The organism is Tistrella sp. (genome assembly GCF_002684955.1).
GTDB lineage: Bacteria > Pseudomonadota > Alphaproteobacteria > Tistrellales > Tistrellaceae > Tistrella > Tistrella mobilis.
Window position 1 is genome coordinate 39,011 of the sequence record NZ_NYWI01000076.1, and the last position, 23,962, is coordinate 62,972.

Sequence of the window (23,962 nt, forward strand, 5' to 3'; positions counted from 1 at the left end):
CAGGTCCATGGCCGATCCCAACGACGAAGACGGCAGCCCCGACGAAGACGCCATCGCCGCCGAATGGGAAGCGATGATGGCGGCCGAGGGCTCCGGCGAGGGCGGCGGCGACCAGGGCGATGTCGATGCGCTCTTCGCCGAAGAGGGCACGCGTGCGCTCAGCCAGGACGAAATCGACAGTCTGCTGGGCTTCGACCAGGGCGACGAGGGCGACGAGGAACGTTCGGGCATCCGGGCGATCATCAACAGCTCGCTGGTCTCTTACGAACGTCTGCCGATGCTGGAGGTCGTGTTCGACCGCCTGCAACGGCAGATGACCACTTCGATGCGTAACTTCACCTCGGACAACGTCGAAGTCTCGCTCGACAGCACCTCGTCGATCCGCTTCGGCGACTATCTGAACTCGATCCCGCTGCCGGCGATGATCGCGGTGTTCAAGGCCGAGGAATGGGACAATTACGGCCTGGTCACCGTCGACAGCTCGCTGATCTATTCGATCGTCGACGTGCTGTTGGGTGGCCGGCGCGGCACCACGATCATGCGGATCGAGGGCCGGCCCTATACGACCATCGAGCGCAACCTGGTCGAACAGATGATCCGGGTGGTGCTGAACGACCTGTCCGCGGCCTTCGATCCGTTGAGCCCGGTGAACATGAAGTTCGAGCGGCTGGAGACCAACCCCCGCTTCGCGACCATCGCCCGCGGCGCCAATGCCGCGATCGTGGCGCGGTTCCGGGTGGATATGGAGGATCGCGGCGGCCGACTGGAGATCCTGATACCCTATGCGACCCTGGAGCCGGTGCGCGAACTGCTGCTTCAGATGTTCATGGGTGAGAAGTTCGGTCGCGATACGATCTGGGAGACTCATCTCGCTCAGGAGCTGTGGTATACGAACGTGACCGTCGAGGCTCTGCTCGACGAACAGACCCTGACCCTGGGCGAGGTGATGAGGTTCAAGGTGGGGACCACCCTGAAGCTGAATGCACGGCCGAATTCCGATGTGCTGGTGCGCTGCGGCAGTGTGCCGCTGGCGCGCGGCCGTCTGGGGCGGGTTATGGATAACATCGCGGTCCAGCTCAAGGACAGCGTGCGCAAGTCGAAGATGACACGATGAGCTTCAGCCTGGGCATGATTCTCGACGTGACGCTGGTGGTGCTGCTGGGCGCCACCATCGGCTATTGCGTCGCCCTGCACCGGCGCCTGGGGGAGCTGCGTGCCGCCCAGAGCGAGCTGCCCAAGCTGATCGACAATTTCATCGAAGCCACCCGCCGGGCCGAGGCCGGCATCGCCGGGCTGAAGGCGGCGAGCGCCGCCACCGCCGACGAGATCGGGCCCAAGCTCGGCGAGGCGCAGGTCCTGCGTGAGGATCTGGCCTTCATGATCGACCATGGCGGCAAGCTGGCCGACCGGCTGGAAGCCGCTGTCCGGGTGGCGCGGGTGGAGGCGCAGAGCCGTGCCGCCGCCCCCCTGGCCTCCGCACGGCCCGAGTCTGTCGAGCGGGGCGGGCCTGCCGATCGGGGTGGGCCCGCCCGGCGCAACGGCGCCGCCGAGCCCCAGGCCCATGATTTCGACGACGAGGACGACGACCGGCCGTTGCGCGCGGAGCGGCCGGCGGCGACACCCGAACCCGCACAGCCGCGCGCCCAGCGCAGCCGCGCCGAAACCACGGCCGCGATCCTGCGCATGCTGAAGGGGGGTGACTGATGGCCTCTCTGATCCGCAGGCGGCGGACGACGGCGCCTGCACCACAAGCCGCTGCCGCGAACCCGAGGCCGAGTGTTGCCGCCGTGCAGCGCCGCTCGGGCCCGCTGGGCCTGCGCCTGCTGCCGGCGACGATCTTCGTGGCGGCATTGATGCTGTCGGTGCGCGTGGTCGACATCTTCGACGGCCGGGATCCGGCGGTGGAGATCGGTGTCGGCGGCGCGCCCGCCGAGGCGCAGGCCGTGCCGCCGACCCCGCCCGAAGGCAAGCCCGGCACCGAGGGGGGCGCTGCACCGGCTGCGGCCGCGCCGGCCCAGCCTGCCGCGCCGGCCCAGCCTGCCGCGACCGAGCCTGCACCGGCACCCGACCGTCCGATCGCGACCGACGCCTTCCGCACCCCCGACGTCCCGTCGGGGAGCGAGGGGGCCGAGCCGATCGACGTGAGCAAGCTGACCCGCGGCGAGGTGGCCGTGCTGCAGCGCCTGTCCGAACGTCGCCGCGAGCTTGACGAACGTCAGTCCCGGGTCGACGAGCGCGAGCGGCTGCTGGCGGCGATGGAGACCCGCATCGACGACAAGATCGCCCAGCTCCGTTCCATCCAGACCGAGATCGAGTCCCTGCTCGGCAAGGTCAGCGAGGCACAGGAGAGCGAATATCAGCGCCTGGTCCGCATCTACGAGGCGATGGAGCCCGAAGATGCCGCCCGGATCTTCCAGGGGCTGGACCTGCCGGTACTGATGCAGGTGATGGAACGTATGAAAGAGCGCCGCACCGCGCCGATCCTGGCCCAGATGGACCCGGTCCGCGCGCGTGAGGTGACCACGGAACTCGCCGAGCGGCGCAAGCTGCCGCCCGGCGCGGAAGGTGCAGTGGAGGGCGGGACGCTCGCAACCCCGGCTGCTCCCGGAAACGGCAACTGAAGAACGAACGGAGTTGGACCCTTATGAGTGTCGACCTCAACATGCCGATCCTGATCGTCGACGATTACAAGACGATGCTGCGGATCATCCGTAACCTGCTGAAGCAGCTCGACTTCGTGAACGTCGACGAGGCGACCGACGGCGGCATGGCCCTGCGCAAGCTGCGCGAGAAGAAGTATGGGCTGGTCATCTCCGACTGGAACATGGAGCCGATGACCGGTCTCCAGCTGCTCAAGGAAGTGCGCAAGGACGTGAAGCTGAAGGACACCCCCTTCATCATGATCACGGCCGAAAGCAAGACCGAGAACGTGCTGGCGGCCAAGGAAGCCGGCGTGAACAACTACATCGTGAAGCCGTTCAACGCCGAGACGCTCAAGTCGAAGCTTGTTGCGGTCCTCGGGCCGTTCTGATTTCAGGCGGGTTCCGGTCCTTTCGCAGGCTCATCGGGAGCACCGTGCTATGAACGTCAAAGGCAATCTGCGTGCCGACCTGCAGCAGCGTATCGATACGCTGCGTGCCGAACGCGGCGAGAACGTGCAGCTCTCGGAAGTGACCGAAGTGGTCGAGGCGCTGCTCGGCACGATGGATGGCGATATCACCGCCCAGGAGCTGCAGCTCTATGGCGAACTGAACGAACTCGCGACCTACATCCAGCGCGCCAAGCTCGAAATCGCCGAGCTGAGCCCGCATGAGATCCGGACCGATCACATCCCGTCGGCCACCGACGAGCTGGATGCCATCGTGGGCGCGACCGAGGTTGCGACCAGCAACATCCTGGATGCGGTCGAGACCATCGAGACCGCGCTCGACGGTATGGAAGGCGAGGCGGCCGACCGGATGCGCGATCAGGTGACCCGCATCTACGAGGCCTGCAACTTCCAGGACGTGACCGGTCAGCGCATCGGCAAGGTCGTCAAGACGCTGAAGTATATCGAGATCAAGATCGACGCCATGATCTCGGTCTTCGGCGATATGGGCGAGGCCGAGAAGGCCCCGGCCGACCCGTCGCACAAGACCTGGAAGGATGTGGTCTCGCGCGTCGACGACGATCAGACGCTGGAAGGGCCGGCGTCGAACGACGATGCGATCCGCCAGGAAGACATCGACGCGCTGTTCGATTGAGACCAGAGGCTCAGATGCTGCGATCGGCGGGAAGCTGAGGGAGACGGGGAATGGAGGATGAGGCGCCACGCCCCAAGCGGCGGCACGCCGACGGCAACGTGGCCCTGTATCTGGGGCTCTACCTCATTCTCCTGTCCTTCTTCATCATGCTGAACGTGATCTCCAAGGTCAGCGAAGAGAAGGTTCAGTCGACGGTCGACAGCCTGCAGTCGACCTTCGCCTCTTCGACCGCCACCGATGGCCGGCTCGACCGGATCGCGATCCTCTATGGCCCGGGCAATATCTCGGAAGCCTTCCGCACCGCCCTGTTCGAACTGCTGCAGGCAGCGATCCCGCGTGCCCGGGTGCAGGCTTTCGACAATGGCAACGTGCTGCAGGTGCGCGTGCCGATGGACGAGGTCTTCACCGAGGGGGAGCCCCGGGTGCGGCCGCGGGTTTCGGACCTGCTCGACCGGGTGAGCGATCTGCTCTCCACCCGCGGGCCCGAGGTGCGCGAGGTGACCTTTGGCCTGCCCCGCGGCCCGGGTGGTGATGTCGACCGGCAATCCCTGCTCCGCGCCGGGGTGCTGGCCCGCACCGCCGTCGCCTTCGGCATGCCCGAACGGATCCTGGCGACCGGTGTCGGCGACCACAGGGACCCCGAACTGGTGATCGAGTTCCGCGCCGGGTCCCCGCCGCAGATCGACCCTCAGGGCGGGGGGGCCGCACAATGAGCGGCCTGGACGATCCGATGGGCGCCGATGGAGCCGGCGGCGAGGACGGACCGGTCCATGGCGAGCCGGCCAAGGCCGACTGGATGTACACTTTCGCGGATCTGGTCTCGCTGCTGCTGACCTTTTTCGTGATGCTGTTCGCCATGTCCTCCCTTCAGGACGACCGTTTCCAGGAGATCGCAAGCTCGCTCGGCGCGCGGCTGAACCTGACCCAGGCGGTGCCGGCCCCGCGGCCCTCGGCCTCGGTCGACATGCCGAGCGTGCTGATCCCGCGGGCGGTGGATCTGGATTATCTGCGCCGGATCATGACCGCCAAGCTGGCCCAGCTGCCCATGGCGGAACGCATCCCGGATCTGGAACTGCGGCGCGAGAACGGCCGGGTGGTGCTGTCCCTGCCGGCCGACAGCCTGTTTCAGCCAGGCAGTGCCGAACTGGTGCCGGGCGCGCGCCGGGTGCTGTTCCTGCTGGGTGAAAGCCTGTCGGTTTTCGCCAACCGGGTGAGTGTCGAGGGCCACACCGATCCGATCCAGATCCAGAACGACCGCTATCCGTCCAACTGGGAACTGTCGATCGATCGTGCCGCTTCGGTCGCACGGGCCTTGCGCCAGAGCGGGTACACGAAGACGATAGCGGTCTATGGTCACGGGTCTTCGCGGTTCGACGATGTCGATATCCGCCTGCCCAGGGACGAACGCTATGCGAAGAGCCGGCGGGTCGACGTGCTGATCGACGAACCGGAAGCGGAGGGCTTCGGATCGTGAGGGATCTGAAGGGAGGGTACGGGCCCGTAACGCGGCTGACGGTCGCGCTGGCGGTGGCGGCAGGGTTGTGCCTGCCGTCGATGTCCCCCCGTGCCTTCGCCCAGCAGGCGCCTGCCGCCGCGGCCCGGCCGGACGGGGCTGCCGCGCAGACCCTGCCGTCCATCCGCGTGCGTACCGGCCTGCACCCCACTTTCGGCCGCATCGTCTTCGACTGGACCGGCCGTGTCGGCTATGAGGTGAAGGTAGAGGGCAATGCCCTCACCATCGTCTTTCAGGAACCGGTGACGATCGATGTGACCGACGTGCCGGTGCGCCTTGGCCGCTATGTCGCAGCGGCGGCGGTGGAGACCGGCAACGGCCGCACCGCGGCCGGTTTCACCGTCAAGGCCGATGCCCGCATCCGCCATTTCTATGTCGGCAATCGTGTGGTGATCGACATCTATGAACCCGCCGACGCCGCGGCACGCGCCGCCGGGCGGGAGCCGATCGCCGACATCGCGACGCTGGTGGGCGAGAGCCCGACCCCTGCGACGCCCACGCCGACGCCTGCCGTGCCCGACGGGCCGGTGCCGCCGGTTCAGATCCAGACCGCGCCGGGTGCGGCGCCGGGCGGTGCCGACATCTCGGGAACCACGCCGGCGGCCCCCGCTGCCCCCACCCCCGCGACGCCTGCCCCTGCCGGTGGCCTGCCTGGCCTGCTGCCCGGTTTTCAGGCCGGCACCGGCAGCACCGAGGCCTCGGGTGTCACGATCATCACCACGCCCGCCGATCGCGGCGTGGTGATCGATTTCGACTGGGGCGGCAATGCCCCGGCCGCGGTGGTGTTCGAAGCCTATGATGCCATCTGGATCGCCTTCGACCGGCCGGCCAATGTCGTCACCGAAAGCCTGACCGGGCCGTCGGCGGGGCAGATCGAACGGGTGCTGGTGGTCGACAATCCCGACCGGGCGCTGGTGCTCCGGCTCGACACCCGGCCGGGGCTGAGGCCGCATGTCCGCCGCGACGAGGGGATCTGGCGGGTGCGGCTGCTGGAAGACGCCCCCTTGCCCGACCAGCCGCTGACGGTGGCCGGCGGCACGACCGGCGGGCTGGTGGTTGATGGCAGCGATGGTGCAGCACCGCTCAACGTCACCGACCCGGTCTCGGGCATCCACATGATTCTGGTACCGATACGCGCGTCGTCACGCGGGGTGGTACCGGCGCGGAAATTCGTGCCCTTCGAGCTGCTTGAAACCGCGCAGGGCGTCGCGATCCGGCCGCGGCCGGATACCCTGCCGGTCGCCAGCCGCCGCGACGGCGTGGAGATCGGCGGTGGCGGCGGCCTGCCGATTTCGGCCGAGGCGCTGGCGCCGGCTGCCCTGCCGCCGGCCCCGGCGGCCCCGGTGCAGGAGACCGATACCGAGGCGGCCCGGCTGATGACCGAAATGGCGATCGGCGGCCGCGATCCGTTCGATTTCGCCCGCTGGGTGCGCACCCCCGATCTGATCACCGAGACCCGCCAGGCCCTGCAGCAGGCGATCGTGTCGGTGGCGCCGCCGCTGCGCACCGGGCCGCGGCTGACGCTGGCGCGTTTCCTGCTGGCCAACGGCTTTGCGGCCGAGGCGGCGGGGGTGATCGAAACCGCGATCGCCCTGGAGCCGGGCATTGCCGACCGGGTGGATGTGGTGGCCCTGAAGGGGGCCGCGGCCTATATGCAGGGGCATTACGACGAGGCCGAGACCGCCTTCAACGATCCGCGCTTCGATCAGGATCCCGGCTATGCGCTGTGGCGCGCGGCGGTGGCGGCCGGGCGGGAACGCCATCAGCAGGTGGGCGAGTATGCCTCGGGCGGCGTGAAGGTGCCGGCCGATTTCCCCGAAGCACTCAGGGTGCGGATGCTGGTCCAGATCGGACAGTCGGCGCTGACCAGCGGCCGGCTGGAGATCGGCCGCGAGATCCTGGACAACCTGTCGTCGATGAACCTGTCGCCCTCCGATCGGGCGATGACCGATTATCTGTCGGGTCTGGCCGACAAGGCGGCCGGCAATCCGGAGGCTGCCATCCAGCGCTGGCGCGCCATCGCCGACCAGGGCATCGACCGCAAGGTCTCGGTTCTGGCCCGCCTGGCGCAGATCCAGACCGAGGTCGATACCGGCGCAATCACCCCGGCCGACGGCGCGGCCGCGATCGACAAGCTGCGCTTCGACTGGCGCGGCGACGAGATCGAGCTGCACATGCTGCAGCTTCTGGGCGAGATGCAGGAGAAGGCCGGCAACTACCATGATGCGCTCGCCGCCTGGAAAGAGGCCGTGACCTACTATCCCGACGCCCCGCAATCGGCGGCGCTGGCCAAGCGCATGAGCGACACTTTCTCATGGCTGTTCGTCGATGGTGGCGCCTCGAAACTGGCACCGCTGGATGCGCTGGCCCTGTTCTACGACTATCGCGAGCTGACCCCGGTGGGCGAACGCGGCGACGAGATGATCCGGATCATGGCCGACAAGCTGGCCGCGGTCGATCTGCTCGACGAAGCCTCGGAACTGCTCCGCCATCAGGTCGCCTTCCGGCTGAACGGTGCCGACAAGTCGCGGGTGGGCGCCCGGCTGGCGCTGATCCGCCTGCTGGACAACGACCCCGCCGGTGCGCGCCAGGCCCTGCAGGACAGTGTCACCGCCGACATGACCCCGTCGCTGGTCGAACAGCGCCAGCGGCTGGAGGCGCGGGCGCTGGCCGATCTGGGCGAATATCCCGGCGCCTTCGCGGCGATCCAGGGGGATGACGGTGCCGAAGCCCGCCGGCTGCGGGCCGAATTCAACTGGGCCCAGGAGAAATGGGGCGATGCGGCCACCGCCTATCGCCATGTCATCGAGCCGGTGCTGAACAGCCCCGACGCCCGGGTCGACGACGTCACCGCGCGCGAGGCGCTGAAGACCGCGGTTGCGGCCGTGCTGGCCGGCAATGACGAGTTGCGCCGTGAGCTGCGGCAGAAGCTGGGCCAGCGCATGGCCGGCACCACCGTCGCCGGCGCCTTCCGTTTCGTGACCGACCCGATCGCACGGCCGGAAAGTGCCGATTTCCGCGCGGCGCTCTCGCAGGTTGGCAGCTATGAGAGCTTCCTGGCCGCCTATCGCCAGCAGGTCGCGACCCAGCGCCTCAGCACGATCAACTGATCAGGGCACGTCCCCTTGATCCCGGCTGCCGCTTTGCGGTTCCGTCTGCCGCGGCGAGGCTTTAGGATGCGCGCCTCCGGTCCCGGGCCGTCTGCCGCCGGGATCGCATGTCCTGTCCCTGCCGGAGCTTCGTCCGCATCTTGTCCGCGCCCGCCGATCCGTCCCGCAATCCCGCCTGGCCCTTGCCTGAGCTGATGATCACCGAGGGCTGGGCCGATTACGCCCTGCTCGACAGCGGTTATGGCCGCAAGCTGGAACGCGCCGGTCGGATGACCGTCATCCGGCCCGAGCCCCAGGCGATGTGGAGTCCGGCGCTCGACGAGGCGGCGTGGGAACGGGCGGATGCGATGTTCGATGCCGACCGGACATCGGAAGACGACGGCGGCCGCTGGCGCTTCGCTCGCGGCGACATGCCCGAGACCTGGCCGATGACATTCGAAGGCGTCGGCTTCCTCGGCCGGTTCACACCCTTCCGGCATCTGGGCTTTTTTCCCGAACAGGCGACGCAATGGGCCTGGATGCTGCCACGCATCCGCGCGCGGGTCGCAGCCGGCGGCCCGCCGCCACGGCTGCTGAACCTGTTCGGCTATACCGGTGTCGCCTCGTTGCTGGCCGCCTCTGCCGGGGCGGAGGTCGTGCATGTCGACGCCTCGAAAAAGGCGATCCATCAGGCGCGCGAGAATCAGGCCGCAGCCGGCCTCGACGATCTGCCGATCCGCTGGCTGGTAGAGGATGCCCGCCGCTTCCTGGCGCGCGAGGTCCGTCGCGGCAACACCTATGACGGCATCCTGCTCGATCCGCCCAAATACGGCCGCGGCCCCAAGGGCGAGGTCTGGAAGCTGTTCGACGATCTGCCGCCGATCCTGGCCGATGTCGCGGCCGTGACCGCCCCCGATGCCATGTTCGTGATCCTGACCGCCTATGCCACGCGCCTTACCTCGGCGGCGCTGGCCGGGCTGATGACCGAAACCATGGGCCGGCTGCAGGGGCGGGTGTTCTGCGGCGAGATCGCCACGGCCGAACTCTCGGCCGGCCGGGTGCTGCCCACCGCGCTCTTCGCCCGCTGGATGTCCGATACGGCGCTGACGGCCGAGCCCGCCGCCCTTCGCGGAGCCTGAGACATGACCTTGGAAATCGATGCGAGGCCGGTGAGCAGCCTCGCCAATCCGGCGGTGAAGCGGCTGGCCGGGCTGCACCTGAAGAAGAACCGCGAGGCGACCGGCCTGTTCCTGGTCGAAGGGCTGCGGGCGGTGATCGAAGGCGTGGAACTGGGCTTCACGCTGGACGAGGTGGTCTTCGTCGACCGGCTGCGCGATCTGCCGCCCGGGCGGCGGCTGGCGAAGCTGATCGCCGGCACCGGCGCCCGCGCGCTGGAGGTGACGCCCGAGGTTCTGGTCAAGATCGCCCGGCGCGACAACCCGCAGACCGTGATCGGCGCCTTCCGCCGCCGGGAATTCACCCTGGCCGACGTCCGGCCCGAACCCGGTGCGCTGTGGGTGGTGCTGGAAGGGATCAAGGATCCCGGCAATCTGGGCACGGTGCTGCGCACGCTGGATGCGGTGAAGGGGGCCGGGGTCATCCTGGTCGGCGACACCTGCGACCCCTGGTCGGTGGAAGCGGTTCGTGCAACCATGGGCTCGCTGTTCGTCAACCGCATCGTGCGTGCCCCGATGGCGGCCTTCCTGGACTGGCGCCGCGGCTGGACCGGCACGGTGGTGGGAACCGCGCTCACCGCAGCGGTGGATTACCGCCTGGTGGACTACCGGCCGCCGCTGCTGCTGATGATGGGTAATGAACAATCGGGCCTGCCGCCCCAGATGGTGGAGGCCTGCGACCGGACGGTGAAGATCCCGATGCTGGGCCGCGCCGACAGCCTCAACCTGGCGGTGTCCACCGGCATCATGCTTTACGAGGTCGTGCGCTGCCGCCAGCCGCTGGCAGAAAGCTGACCGGGCAAGCGGAAGGACCAGCAGATGACCGAGGCCGCCACCAGCCGCGCCTTTGCGGCCCTGGCCCTGCCCGGGGCGATCGATCTTCTGACCGCTGCCGCCGAAGGCCGGCCGCTCGGGCCCTCGGCGGTGCGGGATGCCCTGCTGGATGCCGGGCTGCTGGTCGGGGCGGAAGACGGCGGCTTCAGGCCGGCGCGTGCGGTGCTGCTTGACCTCGCCGATCTGATCACCGCGCCGCTGACGGCGGGGCAGGACCCCGGTTTCGCCATCCCGCGAATGGGTTAGGCCCCAGACTGGCCCGCGTGCCGCAGCTGCTTGACGGCTTGAGACGACCGGTCATATTGTTCGATCAATCCTTCCGCCCCCGGGGTGACCGCCATGCCGCGAACCAAGGACAGCGCCGATATTCCGAACCGTCTGCTGAAGGCGGGGCGCGATCTGTTCTGGCGCGACGGCTATAACGCCACCGGCATCCTGCAGATCACCGAGACCGCGGGTGTGCCCAAGGGCTCGTTCTACAATCACTTCCCCAGCAAGGAAGCCTTTGCGGTCGCGGTGATCGGCCAGTATGGCGACCATCTGCAGCGGTCGTGGGATGCGATGGTCGCCGCCGCCCCGCCGGGGGCGCAGGCCACCATCGCCCATGTCTTCAACGAGATGATCGCCTGGCACGAGCGCGCGCCCGACCGACCCGGCTGCCTGATGGGCAATCTGGCGGCCGAGATCACGCTGTCGAGCGCGTTGTGTCGCGAGGCGCTGCAGGCGGCGCATCTGGCCTGGCGCGGCCGTCTGGCCGGGCTGATCCGCGAGGGGCAGGACAAGGGGGAGCTGCGCCGCGATCTGCCGGCCGGGCTGCTGTCGGGGCTGATCTGGGATGCCTGGGAAGGCGCGCTGCTGCGCATGAAGCTGGAACGCTCGGCGGAGCCGGTGCGGCAGAGCATGACATTGCTGCTGGGGCAGCTGCTCTGGCCCCATCATCAGGCCGACCCGCATCGGGCCGCCTGACGCATCACAACGACAAGACGGCCATAACGACAAGACGGGAGGAACAGGATGACGCAGCGCCTGTCAGGCAGGGCCGCGCTGGTGACCGGCGGCGGTGGCGGGATCGGTCGTGCCACCGCACTCGCTTTTGCCCGCGAGGGGGCGCGGGTCTGTGTCGCCGATATCGACGCCGATGCCGCCGCGGCGACGGCGGATGCGATCACGGCCGGCGGCGGCGAGGCCTTCGGGCTGGCGGCCGATGTCCGCCATGGCGATCAGGTGAGCCGGATGGTGGCGCAGGCGGTGGCACGCTTCGGCCGGCTGGACATCGCTTTCAACAATGCCGGCATCGAGATCGAAACCGGCCCGCTGGTGCGTGGCGACGACGAGATCTATCAACGCCTGATGGATGTGAACGTCAAGGGCGTGTGGCTGTGCATGAAGCACGAGCTGGCGCATATGCAGGATCGTCCGGGCGGCGGGGCGATCATCAACACCGCCTCGGTGGCCGGGCTGGTCGGCGCGCCGGGGCGTGCGCTTTATGCCGCCAGCAAGCATGCGGTTCTGGGCATGACCAAGAGTGCGGCGGTGGAGAACGGCCGCAAGGGCATCCGCATCAATGCGGTCTGCCCCGGGGTCATCCGCACCGACATGATGGCCCGGGCGGTGGAGCGCCGGCCCGATCACGAGCCGCTGATGGCGGCCATGCACCCGATCGGCCGGGTGGGGGAGGCAGAGGAGATCGCCAATGCGGTGGTCTTCCTCGCCTCGGACGACGCGGCCTTCGTTCTGGGCCATGCCCTGACGGTCGATGGTGGCATGACCGTGATCTGATAAGGATCAGCTGCGGCCGAGCCGCACCCCCGCGGCCGACAGCGCGATGCCGGCCAGCATCAGAGGGGTGATCGGCTCACCCAGCAGCAGCCAGGCCATGATGGCGGTGGCAGAGGGCACCAGGAAGAACAGCCCGGCCGCGCGGGCAGCCGCACCACGCCGCATCAGCGCGCCCAGGATTGCGATCGCGGCGATCGAATTCACCAGGGCCAGCCAGACCACCGCACCGGTCACCTCGGTGGTCCAGACCATGTGGCCGGTTTCCAGCAGCAGGGCGGCGGGCACCAGGACCAGCCCGCCGGCCGCCGTCTGCACCATGCCGGCCAGCCTGAGGTCAAGCCCCGCGCAGAACCGCTTCTGCCAGAGCGAGCCGAAGGAAAGACCGGCAAGCCCCGCCGCCACCAGCAGATAGGCGTGGAGCGGTGCCTGGCCCGGATCCCCCAGGCGCTGCCCCACCACCAGACCGACACCGGCCACCCCGAGCGCCAGCCCCGCCAGATGCCGCCGCCCCGGCCATTCGCCCAGAAACGGCCCGGCGGCCACCGTCACCACCACCGGCATCAGCCCCATGATCAGCGCCGCCGTGCCCGCCGGCACGCCGGCGGCCATGCCGCCATACAGCCCGCCGAACTGCAGGCCGTGCATCAGCAGCCCGGTGACGGCGGCATGGACCAGCAGCATCGGCCGTGCCGGCCGCCGGATGCGCAGGGCGGCGACGATGCCTGCCATCACCAGGGTGGCGAGGGCGAAGCGGATCACGCTCATCGTCAGCGGTTCCAGCCCGTGGAGTGCGATCGCGCCGCCGATATAGCCGGTGCTCCACAGCAGAACGAAACCCGCCGGCATCGTCCGGTCGATCAGGGTGGGGGCGACCGGGGTTGGGGTGATCGGGGTGGGGGCGACCGGGACGGGGGTGGGGGCCTGGGTATGCGATGCGGTGCGGATCATGGCGCATCCTCGGGAGGGCGGGGCAGGGCCGGTCGTGCGGCACCGCCCGATGGAGAACACGCGCAGTGTGGTTCCCAAGGTAAGCGCTTGTAAAATCGAATGGCGTGATCCACCCTATCACGCTCTGTTATAGGTATTCCAAGCGACAGGCCGCCGGATGATCCGCCCCGATCTCGACATCACCCTGCTGCGCTGTTTTCTGACGGTGCTCGACGCCGGCGGTTTCGCCCGCGCGGCCAGCCTGCTCGGCCGGACCCAGCCGGCGGTCAGCCAGCAGATCCGGCGGCTGGAAGATCTGCTGGGCCACCGGCTGATCCAGCGCGCCTCCCCCGGGCGCAGCCAGCCGCCGCAGCCGACGGCCGCGGGGGAACGGTTGGCCGAACAGGCCCGGCGGCTGATTGCGCTGCATGACGGGCTGGTGGCGGACATGCTGGGGCTGGAGGAACTGCCGGCCACGCTCAGGCTGGGCGTGCACCAGCATGCCAGCGACGAGATCCTGGGACGGCTGGTTGCAGAAGTGGCGCGGCTACGCCCCGGCACCGGTCTGGACCTGCGCATCACCCACAATGCCCAGCTGACGGCAGAGATTGCCGCAGGTGAGCTTGATCTGGCGCTGCCACTGGCGGTCGTGATGGATGGTGCAGGGCAGGATGGAGGGGCCGGGCACGAGGGGGCGCTGCCGGTTTCGATCGACTGGCGCGGGACAAGCGAGGCAGCAGGCACCACGGCGCTGCCCCTGATCGCCTTCCGGCCACCCTGCATCTTCCGGCAGGCGGCGATCATGGCGCTCGGGCGTGCCGGGCGGCGCTGGCGCCTGGTTCACGAAGCGACCGATGCCCGTTCCCTGGCGGCGGCACTGTCGGCCGGTCTGGGCGTTGCCGCCGTTCCCGATGTCGGGCGCTATGACGACATTCCCCATGCCCCGGCCGGGCTTGGCCTGCCGCCCCTGCCGGGGGCGATGCTGCGGCCGGTGGCAGCACCAGGGCTTGGTGCCGATCTTGTCGCGGCCCTTGCCGGGCTGGCGGCCGGGCGCTGAGCCGCGGGATCAGCGCAACCGCACGCCCCGCCATTCCCCGGCATCGATGGCTGCCGCGTCACCGGCGGTCGACAGCAGCTGGGGCAGCCTGCCCGCGAAGGCATCGACAGCCTGGATGGTGTCTCCGTCGCGGATGCACCCCGTCTGGCGATGGCTCGCTGCGTTGTCGTGTTCCTGCCAGACGCACAGGCGATTGAAGGCGAACAGCCAGGCGGCCCGTCTCATGACCTCGGCAGGCATGCTGAACTGGTGTTCGCACTGGCGATTGAGGTTCTGGGCAAGCCGGGTTATCGCCCGATGGCATCTGAAGACCGCGCGCCGGAGCACATGTCCCTCTGCGTCGCTGATCAGGGCAACGGCGTTGGACTGTGCGTGATCTCCGATCAGCTGGGGGGCTGCCCATGATCGGAATTGCAGGAGCGCTCCACCATCTGCGCCGGCGGCGAGGGTCACCTCGGCACCGCCGTCACTGGTCCCGGTACGTGAAACGGGCGTCGACACGGTTGCCGATGAGGCTGCGGCAACTTCCTGCCCGGCAATGAACAGTGCCATGGCTGATACGGCAAGCTTCCACCTGATCATACGTCCCGCCCGTCATGCTTCGGTGTGGCCGGATTCTGTCGCGCAATGCGGATAGTCTACGCGAAAAAAAACCATGGCGCCCATCCCCGTTTGGGGGATCTGGCGCAGATCAGGTGGCGGGACACCTCAGGCGGCGAAACTGCGGACCAGACTGCCGGCGATCAGCGACCAGCCGTCGATCAGAACGAAGAAGATCAGCTTGAACGGCAACGAGATCATCACCGGCGGCAGCATCATCATACCCATGGACATCAGCAGCGATGCCACCAGCATGTCGATGATCAGGAAGGGCAGGAAGACCAGGAAGCCGATCTCGAAAGCACGGCGCAGCTCGCTGACCATGAAGGCCGGCACCAGCACCTGAAGGGGAACGTCTTCCACCGATGCGGGCTCGGGATCGAGCGCCGCCATATCCACGAAGGCCGTCAGCTCGCGTTCGCCGACATGGGCGGTCATGAAGTCGCGGAAGGGGGCGGAAATCCGGTCGAAGGCTTCCTCTTCGGTGATGTCTTCGGCCACCAGCGGCGCCACGCCCTCGGTCCAGGCGCGCTCGAAAGTGGGCGTCATCACGAAGCCGGTCAGGAACATGGCAAGGCCGATCAGCACCGCATTGGGCGGTGTCTGCTGCACGCCCAGCGCGCTGCGCAGAAGCGACAGCACCACCACGATCCGGGTGAAAGACGTCACGGCCACCAGCAGCCCCGGTGCCAGAGACAGCACGGTGACCAGGGTGACGAGCTGAACGATCCGGCCGGTGAAGCCGCCCGGATCCTCGGCCCCCAGATCGACGGTGACCGACTGGGCAAAGGCCGGATGACTGCCGGCCAGGGCCGCCAGCAGAACCAGGATCAGAAGGCCGGCAAGCTGTGCGGTCTTGTGCCGCACGACCTGATTCACCGGTCGAACTCCGGCGGGATCCGCCGTCCGGGCTGAGGCGGAAAGCCGCGCCGCCGCTCGGTTCCGCGCCGGTCGACGCGCAGCACCGGCTCGTCCTCGTCGTCGTCATCGGCATAGTCGCGCGCAGCGACGGGGGCGGCTGCGGGGCGGAAGCCTGGCTCAGTCCCCCGCATGGGCGCGGGTGCGGCGGCCATATCGGGCGCCTCGATGGCCCGCTCGATCACCAGATCACCGTCGCCGCCGATCAGCAGCAGATGTTCCACATCGTCGCGGCGGATCAGCACCAGCCGCCGCTTGGGGTCGATCTGGCGGCTTTCGACCAGGGCAAGCCGGCGGCCGCGGGCGGGGGCGCCGGCCCGGTCGCCCCAGCGGCGGATCGCCAGGGCGACAAGCCCGATCAGCCCGGCCACGAGCGCCAGCCCGGCAATCATCTGGAGAATATCGTTGAAGGTCATGCAAGCGGTCCGGAAGTACAGGGGCGCGGGAAGGCTGGGGCGCGGGAAGGCTGGGGCAGGGGTCGTGGTGCCTCGTCGCAGTCAGCGATTGCCTGTGCGGCCATAGGCGGCTGTGGCGCGCTGGCGGGCGGAGAACCCGCCCATCTCGCGGGCGGTTTCATCAAAAACCTGGCGCATCTCGCGCTCCAGAACGTTCAGCGCATCGATCAACCCCAGCATGCGCGGACGGACGGACTGGCCGCTGCCGGGCGGCAGGCTCGCCAGCTGTTCGCAGAACCGGGTGACCCGCACTTCCATACCGTGCAGGTCCACGGCATCGCCGCGGGCCAGCATCTCGCGGGCGACGGAAATTTCCGCGGCGATGGCATCCAGCGCCGCCACCGGGTCCTGGATGTCCCCAAGGCCGGTTCTGCGATCGTCGTCGCCCTGATCAGGCGTCATCACCCGTCATCCTCCGTCGGTGTCCACGTGCAGCGTCCCCATCGTGCAGCGTCCCCATCGTTCCGCGTCGCCCTCGATCAGCGGTCGCCGCCGCCCAGACTGCCGTTCAGGCGGTAGAGATGGGCCAGAATCTCCGCCACCGCCGCAAAGGCCGCCGGCGGGATCGGGCTTTCCGGCTCCAGCGCCTCAAGGATCGCGGCCAGGTCGGCATCCCGCCGGACGGGGATCCCCGAGGCGAAGGCCATGGCGAGGATCTTTTCGGCAAGGGCGCCGTGGCCGGCCGCCAGCACTTTGGGCACGTCGTCGCCGGTGGGATCGAAGCCAAGGGCCACCGCCACCTGGCGTGGCTGCTTCTGGGTCATCTCGGATCATCCCGTCGGGCTGACACGGCCCTTCGTCTGGCAGACCGGGGCCGTCGTCTGGCAACAGATTTCATGATGATCCCTTCCAGGCCCATAAGCAACTCAGAGAGCCGGTCAAAGAGCCTGGCCGGGCGCCGGGATCGCGACAGACCTTCGCTCAGCCGGCTTCGTCGGGGGCGGGGCCGCGGGTCACGAAGGCCGGCACGTCTTCCGGCGCGCCGGTCTGCCCGGCTTCGTCCAGGCCCAGCGCCGCGCGGTTTTCCGCCTGGACCCGGTCATAGACCTCGCGCCTGAGTACGGTCGCATCGGCGGGGAAGGTGAGGCCGAGCCGCACGGTCTTGCCGCGCACCTCGATCACGGTCACCTCGATCTCGTCGTTGATCACCACCGCTTCACCGACCTTGCGGGTCAGATAGAGCATGCTCGCCCCTTCCATGTCCGGGGCCCGTCTCCGGCAGGCCTTGGCCTTCCGGATCGGGGCGCCGGTTCCGAACCGTCGATTTCCGCGGTCTCGCCGCCCTCTGCAGCCGGCGCGCGCATCTGTCGCGCACGTCCTTCTCTTGATCCGCGGGCGCCGCGGTTTTACGTTTCCTTAAGGCCGCCGGCATATCCTGTTGATCCTGCGGCGACCTTCCTGCCACGATGCGGGACAGGCATCCGGAAGCGGATCCTGTTGCCGGCCCTGCCGGCCCGCCTCGCGCGCTTCCTGAAGATATCCGATCGGACCGGGCCCGACGATGGACATAACGCGCATACCGCTGTTCTCTTCCCTGAAGAAGCGGATGGGCTGGCTGACCGAACGTCAGGCGGTGCTGGCCCAGAACATAGCGAACGTCAACACGCCGGGCTACAAGGCACGCGATCTGAAGCCCGTCGATTTCGGTGCCATGGCCGAACGGGCCTCGGGGTTGCGGATGACCGGCGCCTCGACGGGCGGCGGCAGCAGCATGGCGGCCGGCGGCGAGCTGCAGATGGCCGCGACGAAAACCGGCCATATGGCGCCGGCCGTGGCGGATGGCGGCTACCGTGCGGCTGAAGACCGCAAGCCGCTCGAGGTCACGATCGACGAGAACAAGATCAACATCGAGGATCAGGCGGTGAAGCTTGCCGGCAATGCCAGCCAGTTCACGCTTGCATCCGCCCTCTACAAGAAGCATATGGACATGATCCGCACGGCGCTCGGGCGCGGTGGCGGGGCGGGGTAAGGCCATGACGGATCATCCCGCTGACATCGGCCAGGGGAGGCTTGCCTCATGGACCTGATGAAGATCACGCGGATCTCCGCGGCCGGCATGCAGGTACAGTCGGAACGCCTGCGGGTCGTCGCCGAGAATCTCGCCAATGCCGACAGCACCGGAACCACGCCGGGCTCGGAACCTTACCGCCGCCGGACGATCAGTTTCGCCGAAGGGCTGAACAAGGAACTGGGTCTGCCGACGGTTCGGGTGTCGCGTTACGGCGTCGATCAGTCGCCTTTCGATCGCGAATACGATCCGGGCCATCCGGCAGCCGACGAGAACGGCTATGTGTTGCGCCCCAACGTTAATCCGGTGGTCGAGATGGTCGACATGCGCGAGGCCCAGCGCGGCTACGAGGCCAATCTCAGCGTCATCGAGACCACCCGCACGATGGTGCAGCGCGCGCTCGATCTGCTGCGCTGACACCTGACCTGCCGCCGGCCCCGGCCGCTACGCCCCAGAACACGGACGGATCAGACCCATGGATGCCAAGTTCGCCTCAGCCGCCGCCGCCTACGCCAATGCCGCCCGCGGCATCAAGGCGCCGGGCACCGAGGGCGGCGACCGGGCCGGTGCTTCCGGCGCCTTCGCAGACATGGTGAGTGACGTCATCGGCCAGAGCGTGAAGGCCGGTCAGGCGTCGGAACGGGCGGCGATGCAGGCGGTTTCGGGCACCGCCAGCCTTCAGGACGTGGTGACCTCGGTTGCTGCCGCCGAAACCTCGCTGCAGACCGTGGTGGCGATCCGCGACCGGGTGATCGGCGCCTATCAGGAAATCATGCGCATGCCGATCTGAGCGCAGCCGTGGCCTGCGTTCCGTTCCTCTCTCTTCCGCTTCGTCTTCCCCAGTTCCGGACCGGCCGGCCATGACGCCCAACGAGGCAATCGATATCGGGCGCGAGGCGCTGTGGACGATGCTCAAACTGGGCGCGCCGGTCATGCTGGTCGCGTTGACCGTGGGCCTTGCCATTTCGCTGGTCCAGGCGCTGACCCAGATCCAGGAAATGACCCTGTCCTTCGTGCCGAAGATCATCGCCATCGTCGTGGCGCTGGTGATCTTCCTGCCGTTCATGTGGACGGGCATGTCCGACTACACCCGCCTGCTTTACGAGCGCATCCCCGCCATCGGCGCGGCGCCATGACGCCCGGAGGGCCTGGGGCATGACCGACCTCCTTGGGGTAGAGGTCTTCTCGGTCCTGCTGGTGTTCCTGAGGCTCGGCGCCGCCCTGATGCTGATGCCCGGCATCGGTGAGACCAATGTCTCGGCCCGGGCCCGGCTGATCCTGGCCCTGCTGCTGTCGGTGGCACTCGCGCCCGTGATCGAGGCCGATCTGCCTGTTACGCCCGACCAGCCGGCAGAGATTCTGCGGCTCGCCTTTCTCGAAGCCGCCGTCGGCATCCTGCTCGGCCTGATGCTGCGGCTTCTGGTGGCGGCCCTGCACACGGCGGGTGTGGTCATCTCGATGCAGAGCGGTCTTGCGACCGCCATGATGTACGACCCCACCCAGCAGGCCCAGGGCGCCTTGCCGGGCAATTTCCTGACCGCGCTGTCGCTGGTGCTGATCTTCACCAGCGGCATGCATCTGATGATGCTGGGAGCAATCATCCACAGCTATCAGACCTTCCCGGTGGGCGAGCCGCTGCCTTTCGGCGATGCGGCCGAGATGATGGGGCGGCTGCTGGACCAGGCCTTCGTGCTCGCGACCCAGGTCGCAGCGCCCCTGCTGCTGGTCGGCACCTTGTTCCAGGTGGCGCTTGGCCTGCTGGCGCGGCTGATGCCCACCATCCAGGTGTTCTTCATCGCCATTCCGGTCCAGATGCTGATCGGGCTGTCCGTCATGGCGATCACCCTGTCTGCCGCGATGCTGGTCTGGCTCGATCGGGTCGGCCAGCGTCTCGACATGCTCCTGCCCTGAAGCCGGGATCCTGAGCCATGAGCGAGCAGAGCGAAGACGACAGCCAAAAAACTGAAGACCCCACGCCAAAAAAGCTCGAAGAGGCGCGCAAGAAGGGTCAGCTGCCGTCCAGCCAGGAGATCAATCACTGGCTTATGCTGGTTGCGGTTTCGATCGCGATCGTGGCCGTACTTCCCGGCATGGTCCGCGATGTCGGGCTGGGCCTGCGCGGGCTGATCGCCAGCGCCGACACCTTTCTGATGGACCCGAGCGCCGTCGGCCATCTGCTCAGGGCACTGGCCATTCAGATGCTGACCTGGCTGGCGCTGCCGGTGCTGGTGTTCATCATCGCGGCCCTTGCCTCGGGCTTCGTGCAGCGGGGTGGCAATGTGTCGGCCGAGTCGCTGAAGCCCAGCCTCGACAAGATTTCGCTGATCGCCGGGCTGAAGCGTCAGTTCTCGGCCAAGGCGCTGGTCGAATTCGTGAAGGGGCTGCTGAAGATCCTGGTGGTCGCCGGCGTGTCGTGGCTGGTGGCCCGGCCGCGGCTGGAAGATCTGGATCTGGTGCCGCGCGAAGCGCCGGTGGCATTGATGGAACGGCTGGCCGATGATGCCTTCGTCATCGTCCTGGCGGCGGCCTGCGTGATGACCGTGATCGCCGCGGCCGACTATGCCTTCCAGCGCTATACCTTCATGCAGCAGATGCGGATGTCGCAGCGCGAGGTTCGCGACGAGATGAAGCAGAGCGAAGGCGACCCGATCATCAAGGCCCGCCTGCGCCAGATCCGCATGGAACGCGCCCGCAAGCGCATGATGGCGGCGGTGCCGACCGCCGATGTGGTGGTCACCAACCCGACCCATTACGCCGTCGCCCTGAAATACGACCCACCCAAGATGCATGCGCCGATGGTGGTGGCGATGGGCGTGGATGCGGTCGCCTTCCGCATCCGCGATCTGGCGCTGCAGAACGATGTGGCCGTGGTGGAGAACCCGCCGCTCGCCCGCGCGCTCTGGGATACGGCCCAGATCGACCGGGAAATTCCGGTCGAGCATTATCAGGCCGTGGCCGAGGTGATCGGCTATGTCTTCCGGGCCAAAGGGCGGCGCGTGCGCGGATGACCCGTGCTGTGGCATGATGCCCGAACGGCATCCCGCCGGAGACCATGACGGGCGAGCAGGACGGCATGAGCATCGAGGCATTGAAGGGCGCGACCCAGGCGGTGATGCGCGATCTGGTGATCGGCATCACCGGCATCGCCCTTCTGGCGGGCAGTACCGGGCTCGAACTGGGTGGCATGCCGGAAGGGGGTATGACCACGCTGGTCGATGTCGCCGGCCTGATCCTGATCATCTTTGCGGGTGCCGGGCTTGCGCGGGCGGCGGTGCTGCGGGCTGCCGCCATCGACACGCCCTCGGCGGTGACCGCCGTGCCGGACGATCTGCCCGAGGTGGTGCCCGAGGTGGAAGAGCCGCTGCAATTGCCGCCGCCGCCCCCGCAGCTGCCCGCCGGCCGTGGCGGCGGGCTCGATCTCGACATCGTGCCGATCGAGCCGGCGGAGGGACGTTTCCGGCGGCTGTTCGATCTGGCGCCGATCGGCATCGCCCTTGTCGACGATCGCGGCGGGGTGCTGGCGTCGAATGCCGCGCTGATCCGCCTGACCGGCGAGGACGGGCTGGAGCCCGGATATGCCTTCACCGATCTGGTGGTCCACGACCGGCGCTTTGCCCTGTCCGATGCCTTCGATGCGGTCTTCGGCGGCGCCGAGCGGATCACCGCGCCGATCGAGGTCTCGTTCCGCCAGCGCCCCGACCGGGTCGCCTCTCTGCTGTTGCGCCGGGCCGATGAAGATCATCTGGCGGCGGCCCTGATCCATGTCATCGACGTCACCGAGCGCAAGGAGCTGGAGGTTCAGTTCGCCCAGTCGCAGAAGATGCAGGCGGTGGGACAGCTGGCCGGCGGCGTCGCGCATGACTTCAACAATCTGCTGACGGCGATGATCGGCTTCTGCGACCTGCTGCTGATGCGCCATCCGCCGGGCGATGCGTCCTTTGCCGACGTCATGCAGATCAAGCAGAATGCCAATCGCGCGGCCAATCTGGTCCGCCAGCTGCTTGCCTTCTCGCGCCAGCAGACCCTGCAGCCGCGGGTGCTGGACATCACCGATGTCCTGGCCGAGCTTACCCATCTCCTCCGCCGGCTGCTGGGCGAGGCGATCGTGCTCGACGTCCATCACGGTCGCGATCTGGCGCCGGTCAGGGTGGATCAGGGGCAGCTGGAACAGGTGATCATCAATCTGGCGGTCAATGCCCGAGACGCGATGCCGAGCGGCGGGCAGCTGTCGATCGCGACCCGCAATTTCGCGAGCGAAGACACGCTGGCGATGGCTCGCGACTGGATGATGGCCGGCGGGCGCGAGCGCGTGCCGACCGGTGATTACGTGATGGTCGAACTGCGCGATACCGGCTCGGGCATTCCGCGCGACATCCTGCCCAAGATTTTCGAGCCGTTCTTCACCACCAAGGCGGCCGGGCAGGGCACGGGGCTCGGCCTCGCCACCGCCTATGGTATCATCCGCCAGACCGGCGGCTTCCTGTTCGTGCGCAGCGAGCCCGGCCGCGGCACCGCCTTCCGCATCCTGTTGCCCCGTCACACCGAGGTGGAAACCAGCGGGCTCGAAATCGATCTCGCCCCCGAAGCCGCGCCACCGCGCAAATCCGAGATCGCGGGTTCCGGCGGCCGGGTGCTGTTCGTGGAAGACGAAGATCCGGTGCGCGCCTTTGCCGCCCGCGCCCTGCGTCAGCGGGGCTTTACGGTGGAAGAGGCCGAAAGTGCCGATGTGGCGGCGGCCCGGCTGGACGAACTGGTCGAGGCCGGCATCGACGTGCTGGTCACCGACGTGGTGATGCCGGGCATGGATGGCCCGGCACTGGCCGAGAAGGTGCGCGAGAGGGTGCCGGGGGTCTCGATCGTCTTCATCTCGGGCTATGCCGAAGACACCTTCCGCCGCAAACTCGGCGACGATCCGAATGTCCGCTTCCTGCCGAAGCCCTTCAACCTGAAGCAGCTGGTTCAGACGGTGCGCGACGCCATGGACGAAGCCGCGGGGTGAACCTTCCTGAACGGCGATGCCCCGCCCTGCCTGGGGAGGGCAGGGCGGGGCATCGACCGGTGGATGCGACGCCGGGGCCTGGACGGGGCCGCGGGGAGGGGACGGGATGCGCGGCGCATCGGGCCCCGGCGCCTGCTGACGGCAGGGAGCGACGTCACGTCGCGCGCGTGCGCCGCCAGGTCTCTTCGAAGCCGTTCCAGGCGGTCAGGAACTGCTCCTTCCGGTCCTCGAACTGGCGGTCGGGGGCCGCCTGAAGCCTCTGATAGCTTTCGGTGACCCGCTGCCACGACTTGGACAGATCCGTCCGGGCCCGGTTGGCGCCGTAATCGTCCTGAAGCTGAAGCTCACGGACGCGCATCGCCACCTCGGCGTCCCAGCGCTGGATTTCGGCGCTGGCGGCCTGTTCGAACCGGATACGCTCCTGCGCATCGCTCGGCAGGTCGCGGCTGAGCGGGGCCGACTGGCCGGCAAGCGGATCGGTATCGGGTGTCGCTTCCAGCGTCTGCGAATCGATCGGGTCCGGTCGATCCATCAATTCCTGGCCGAAGGCGGGTGTCATGGTCGCGACCGCGCCGGCGCAGGCGATCGCAAGCGCCATGGCGAGCAGGCTGTCCATCCGCTTGATGGTGCTGTCGGTCATTACACGACCCTCCGTGACGAGGTCCGGCCTCCGGACTGAGGCGCGGGATAGCCAAAACTGTTGCGTCGGGGCAGTTCGCGGTCCCTCGACCGGCACCGATCCTCTGCTGGCGCCACGGCGAACCACCCCTCGCTTCGGATGATGCCTGCAGGGTGGGGCGGGCGGACACGGACAAAGCTGTGACAGAAGCGGGGCGGTACCTTGTCACGCTGTGACCTGGGATTC

General features: G+C 68.3%; 29 protein-coding genes. 21 read left to right on the forward strand and 8 right to left on the reverse strand.

The features are described 5' to 3' along the window. Positions 1-7: 7 nt before the first annotated feature. The 13 genes from fliM (at position 8) to CMO28_RS25575 (ending at position 12,133) form a co-directional block, all read left to right on the forward strand. The gene (fliM, locus tag CMO28_RS25515; protein ID WP_014744618.1) at positions 8-1,114 is read left to right on the forward strand and encodes a flagellar motor switch protein FliM; all 1,107 of its coding nucleotides are present in this window, start codon (positions 8-10) and stop codon (positions 1,112-1,114) included. Continuing rightward, positions 1,111-1,704 (forward strand): DUF6468 domain-containing protein, encoded by a 594-nt coding sequence (locus CMO28_RS25520; protein WP_296719012.1) that lies wholly within the window; start codon positions 1,111-1,113, stop codon positions 1,702-1,704. Before fliM ends, CMO28_RS25520 begins: the two co-directional genes overlap by 4 nt. Positions 1,705-1,787: 83 nt before the next feature. After that, positions 1,788-2,621 carry a MotE family protein gene (locus tag CMO28_RS25525; protein WP_296719016.1) on the forward strand — a complete coding sequence of 278 codons (834 nt, stop codon included), beginning with the start codon at positions 1,788-1,790 and terminating at the stop codon, positions 2,619-2,621. Positions 2,622-2,644: 23 nt separating this feature from the next. Continuing rightward, on the forward strand, positions 2,645-3,031 hold the full coding sequence (locus CMO28_RS25530) for a response regulator (RefSeq protein ID WP_014744621.1): 387 nt from the start codon (positions 2,645-2,647) through the stop codon (positions 3,029-3,031). Positions 3,032-3,080: 49 nt separating this feature from the next. Then, positions 3,081-3,743 (forward strand): protein phosphatase CheZ, encoded by a 663-nt coding sequence (locus CMO28_RS25535; RefSeq protein WP_062766235.1) that lies wholly within the window; start codon positions 3,081-3,083, stop codon positions 3,741-3,743. A gap of 50 nt (positions 3,744-3,793) precedes the next feature. Further along, positions 3,794-4,456 carry a flagellar motor protein MotB gene (locus tag CMO28_RS25540; RefSeq protein ID WP_062766232.1) on the forward strand — a complete coding sequence of 221 codons (663 nt, stop codon included), beginning with the start codon at positions 3,794-3,796 and terminating at the stop codon, positions 4,454-4,456. Further along, on the forward strand, positions 4,453-5,217 hold the full coding sequence (locus CMO28_RS25545; RefSeq protein WP_296719022.1) for an OmpA/MotB family protein: 765 nt from the start codon (positions 4,453-4,455) through the stop codon (positions 5,215-5,217). The genes CMO28_RS25540 and CMO28_RS25545 overlap by 4 nt, the downstream gene beginning before the upstream one ends. Then, on the forward strand, positions 5,214-8,366 hold the full coding sequence (locus CMO28_RS25550; protein ID WP_296719025.1) for a hypothetical protein: 3,153 nt from the start codon (positions 5,214-5,216) through the stop codon (positions 8,364-8,366). The genes CMO28_RS25545 and CMO28_RS25550 overlap by 4 nt, the downstream gene beginning before the upstream one ends. A gap of 140 nt (positions 8,367-8,506) precedes the next feature. Next, the gene (locus CMO28_RS25555) at positions 8,507-9,484 is read left to right on the forward strand and encodes an RsmD family RNA methyltransferase (RefSeq protein WP_296719027.1); all 978 of its coding nucleotides are present in this window, start codon (positions 8,507-8,509) and stop codon (positions 9,482-9,484) included. A gap of 3 nt (positions 9,485-9,487) precedes the next feature. Then, positions 9,488-10,315: a TrmH family RNA methyltransferase gene (locus CMO28_RS25560; RefSeq protein ID WP_296719030.1), complete on the forward strand. Its 828-nt coding sequence runs from the start codon at positions 9,488-9,490 to the stop codon at positions 10,313-10,315. A gap of 24 nt (positions 10,316-10,339) precedes the next feature. Then, on the forward strand, positions 10,340-10,600 hold the full coding sequence (locus CMO28_RS25565) for a hypothetical protein (protein ID WP_296719033.1): 261 nt from the start codon (positions 10,340-10,342) through the stop codon (positions 10,598-10,600). Positions 10,601-10,693: 93 nt separating this feature from the next. Next, a complete protein-coding gene (locus CMO28_RS25570) occupies positions 10,694-11,320 on the forward strand; it encodes a TetR/AcrR family transcriptional regulator (protein WP_296719036.1) in 627 nt (208 codons plus the stop codon). A gap of 48 nt (positions 11,321-11,368) precedes the next feature. Further along, positions 11,369-12,133 carry an SDR family oxidoreductase gene (locus tag CMO28_RS25575; RefSeq protein WP_296719039.1) on the forward strand — a complete coding sequence of 255 codons (765 nt, stop codon included), beginning with the start codon at positions 11,369-11,371 and terminating at the stop codon, positions 12,131-12,133. Between the two features lie 6 nt (positions 12,134-12,139). Here CMO28_RS25575 and CMO28_RS25580 read toward each other — a convergent pair whose 3' ends face one another. After that, a complete protein-coding gene (locus CMO28_RS25580; RefSeq protein ID WP_296719042.1) occupies positions 12,140-13,081 on the reverse strand; it encodes a DMT family transporter in 942 nt (313 codons plus the stop codon). Positions 13,082-13,238: 157 nt separating this feature from the next. Here CMO28_RS25580 and CMO28_RS25585 point away from each other — a divergent pair, with 157 nt between their 5' ends. Next, complete coding sequence (locus CMO28_RS25585) at positions 13,239-14,117, forward strand: LysR family transcriptional regulator (protein WP_062766208.1); 879 nt, start codon at positions 13,239-13,241, stop codon at positions 14,115-14,117. 9 nt (positions 14,118-14,126) lie between these two features. On the opposite strand, the gene CMO28_RS25590 is transcribed toward CMO28_RS25585, so the two are convergent. The 6 genes from CMO28_RS25590 to csrA form a co-directional block, all read right to left on the reverse strand. After that, the gene (locus CMO28_RS25590; protein ID WP_296719049.1) at positions 14,127-14,669 is read right to left on the reverse strand and encodes a hypothetical protein; all 543 of its coding nucleotides are present in this window, start codon (positions 14,667-14,669) and stop codon (positions 14,127-14,129) included. 156 nt (positions 14,670-14,825) lie between these two features. After that, the gene (fliP, locus tag CMO28_RS25595; protein ID WP_296719051.1) at positions 14,826-15,596 is read right to left on the reverse strand and encodes a flagellar type III secretion system pore protein FliP; all 771 of its coding nucleotides are present in this window, start codon (positions 15,594-15,596) and stop codon (positions 14,826-14,828) included. Further along, positions 15,593-16,051 (reverse strand): FliO/MopB family protein, encoded by a 459-nt coding sequence (locus tag CMO28_RS25600; RefSeq protein WP_296719053.1) that lies wholly within the window; start codon positions 16,049-16,051, stop codon positions 15,593-15,595. Before CMO28_RS25600 ends, fliP begins: the two co-directional genes overlap by 4 nt. An 81-nt stretch (positions 16,052-16,132) precedes the next feature. After that, positions 16,133-16,492 (reverse strand): hypothetical protein, encoded by a 360-nt coding sequence (locus tag CMO28_RS25605; RefSeq protein ID WP_062766196.1) that lies wholly within the window; start codon positions 16,490-16,492, stop codon positions 16,133-16,135. 77 nt (positions 16,493-16,569) lie between these two features. After that, complete coding sequence (locus CMO28_RS25610; RefSeq protein ID WP_014744637.1) at positions 16,570-16,854, reverse strand: EscU/YscU/HrcU family type III secretion system export apparatus switch protein; 285 nt, start codon at positions 16,852-16,854, stop codon at positions 16,570-16,572. Between the two features lie 157 nt (positions 16,855-17,011). Beyond that, the gene (gene csrA / locus CMO28_RS25615; RefSeq protein WP_231889465.1) at positions 17,012-17,290 is read right to left on the reverse strand and encodes a carbon storage regulator CsrA; all 279 of its coding nucleotides are present in this window, start codon (positions 17,288-17,290) and stop codon (positions 17,012-17,014) included. A gap of 301 nt (positions 17,291-17,591) precedes the next feature. Between csrA and CMO28_RS25620 the strand changes: the two genes are divergently transcribed. The 7 genes from CMO28_RS25620 to CMO28_RS25650 all read left to right on the forward strand — a co-directional run bounded on the left by CMO28_RS25620 (position 17,592) and on the right by CMO28_RS25650 (position 23,097). Further along, positions 17,592-18,059 (forward strand): flagellar basal body rod protein FlgB, encoded by a 468-nt coding sequence (locus CMO28_RS25620; protein WP_296719061.1) that lies wholly within the window; start codon positions 17,592-17,594, stop codon positions 18,057-18,059. Positions 18,060-18,107: 48 nt separating this feature from the next. Further along, positions 18,108-18,515, forward strand: coding sequence for a flagellar basal body rod protein FlgC (gene flgC, locus CMO28_RS25625; protein WP_014744640.1), 408 nt, complete (start codon positions 18,108-18,110; stop codon positions 18,513-18,515). A 58-nt stretch (positions 18,516-18,573) separates the two neighbouring features. Beyond that, positions 18,574-18,888 (forward strand): flagellar hook-basal body complex protein FliE, encoded by a 315-nt coding sequence (locus CMO28_RS25630; RefSeq protein ID WP_062766186.1) that lies wholly within the window; start codon positions 18,574-18,576, stop codon positions 18,886-18,888. Between the two features lie 70 nt (positions 18,889-18,958). Continuing rightward, positions 18,959-19,234 (forward strand): flagellar biosynthesis protein FliQ, encoded by a 276-nt coding sequence (fliQ, locus tag CMO28_RS25635; protein ID WP_062766183.1) that lies wholly within the window; start codon positions 18,959-18,961, stop codon positions 19,232-19,234. Between the two features lie 19 nt (positions 19,235-19,253). Further along, positions 19,254-20,009 (forward strand): flagellar biosynthetic protein FliR, encoded by a 756-nt coding sequence (fliR, locus tag CMO28_RS25640; protein WP_062766180.1) that lies wholly within the window; start codon positions 19,254-19,256, stop codon positions 20,007-20,009. Positions 20,010-20,026: 17 nt separating this feature from the next. Continuing rightward, positions 20,027-21,106 carry a flagellar biosynthesis protein FlhB gene (gene flhB, locus CMO28_RS25645; protein ID WP_296719063.1) on the forward strand — a complete coding sequence of 360 codons (1,080 nt, stop codon included), beginning with the start codon at positions 20,027-20,029 and terminating at the stop codon, positions 21,104-21,106. A 44-nt stretch (positions 21,107-21,150) separates the two neighbouring features. Continuing rightward, on the forward strand, positions 21,151-23,097 hold the full coding sequence (locus tag CMO28_RS25650) for an ATP-binding protein (RefSeq protein WP_296719067.1): 1,947 nt from the start codon (positions 21,151-21,153) through the stop codon (positions 23,095-23,097). 154 nt (positions 23,098-23,251) lie between these two features. Here CMO28_RS25650 and CMO28_RS25655 read toward each other — a convergent pair whose 3' ends face one another. After that, positions 23,252-23,737, reverse strand: a complete 486-nt coding sequence (locus tag CMO28_RS25655) for a hypothetical protein (RefSeq protein WP_062766174.1) — start codon at positions 23,735-23,737, stop codon at positions 23,252-23,254. Positions 23,738-23,962: the final 225 nt, after the last annotated feature.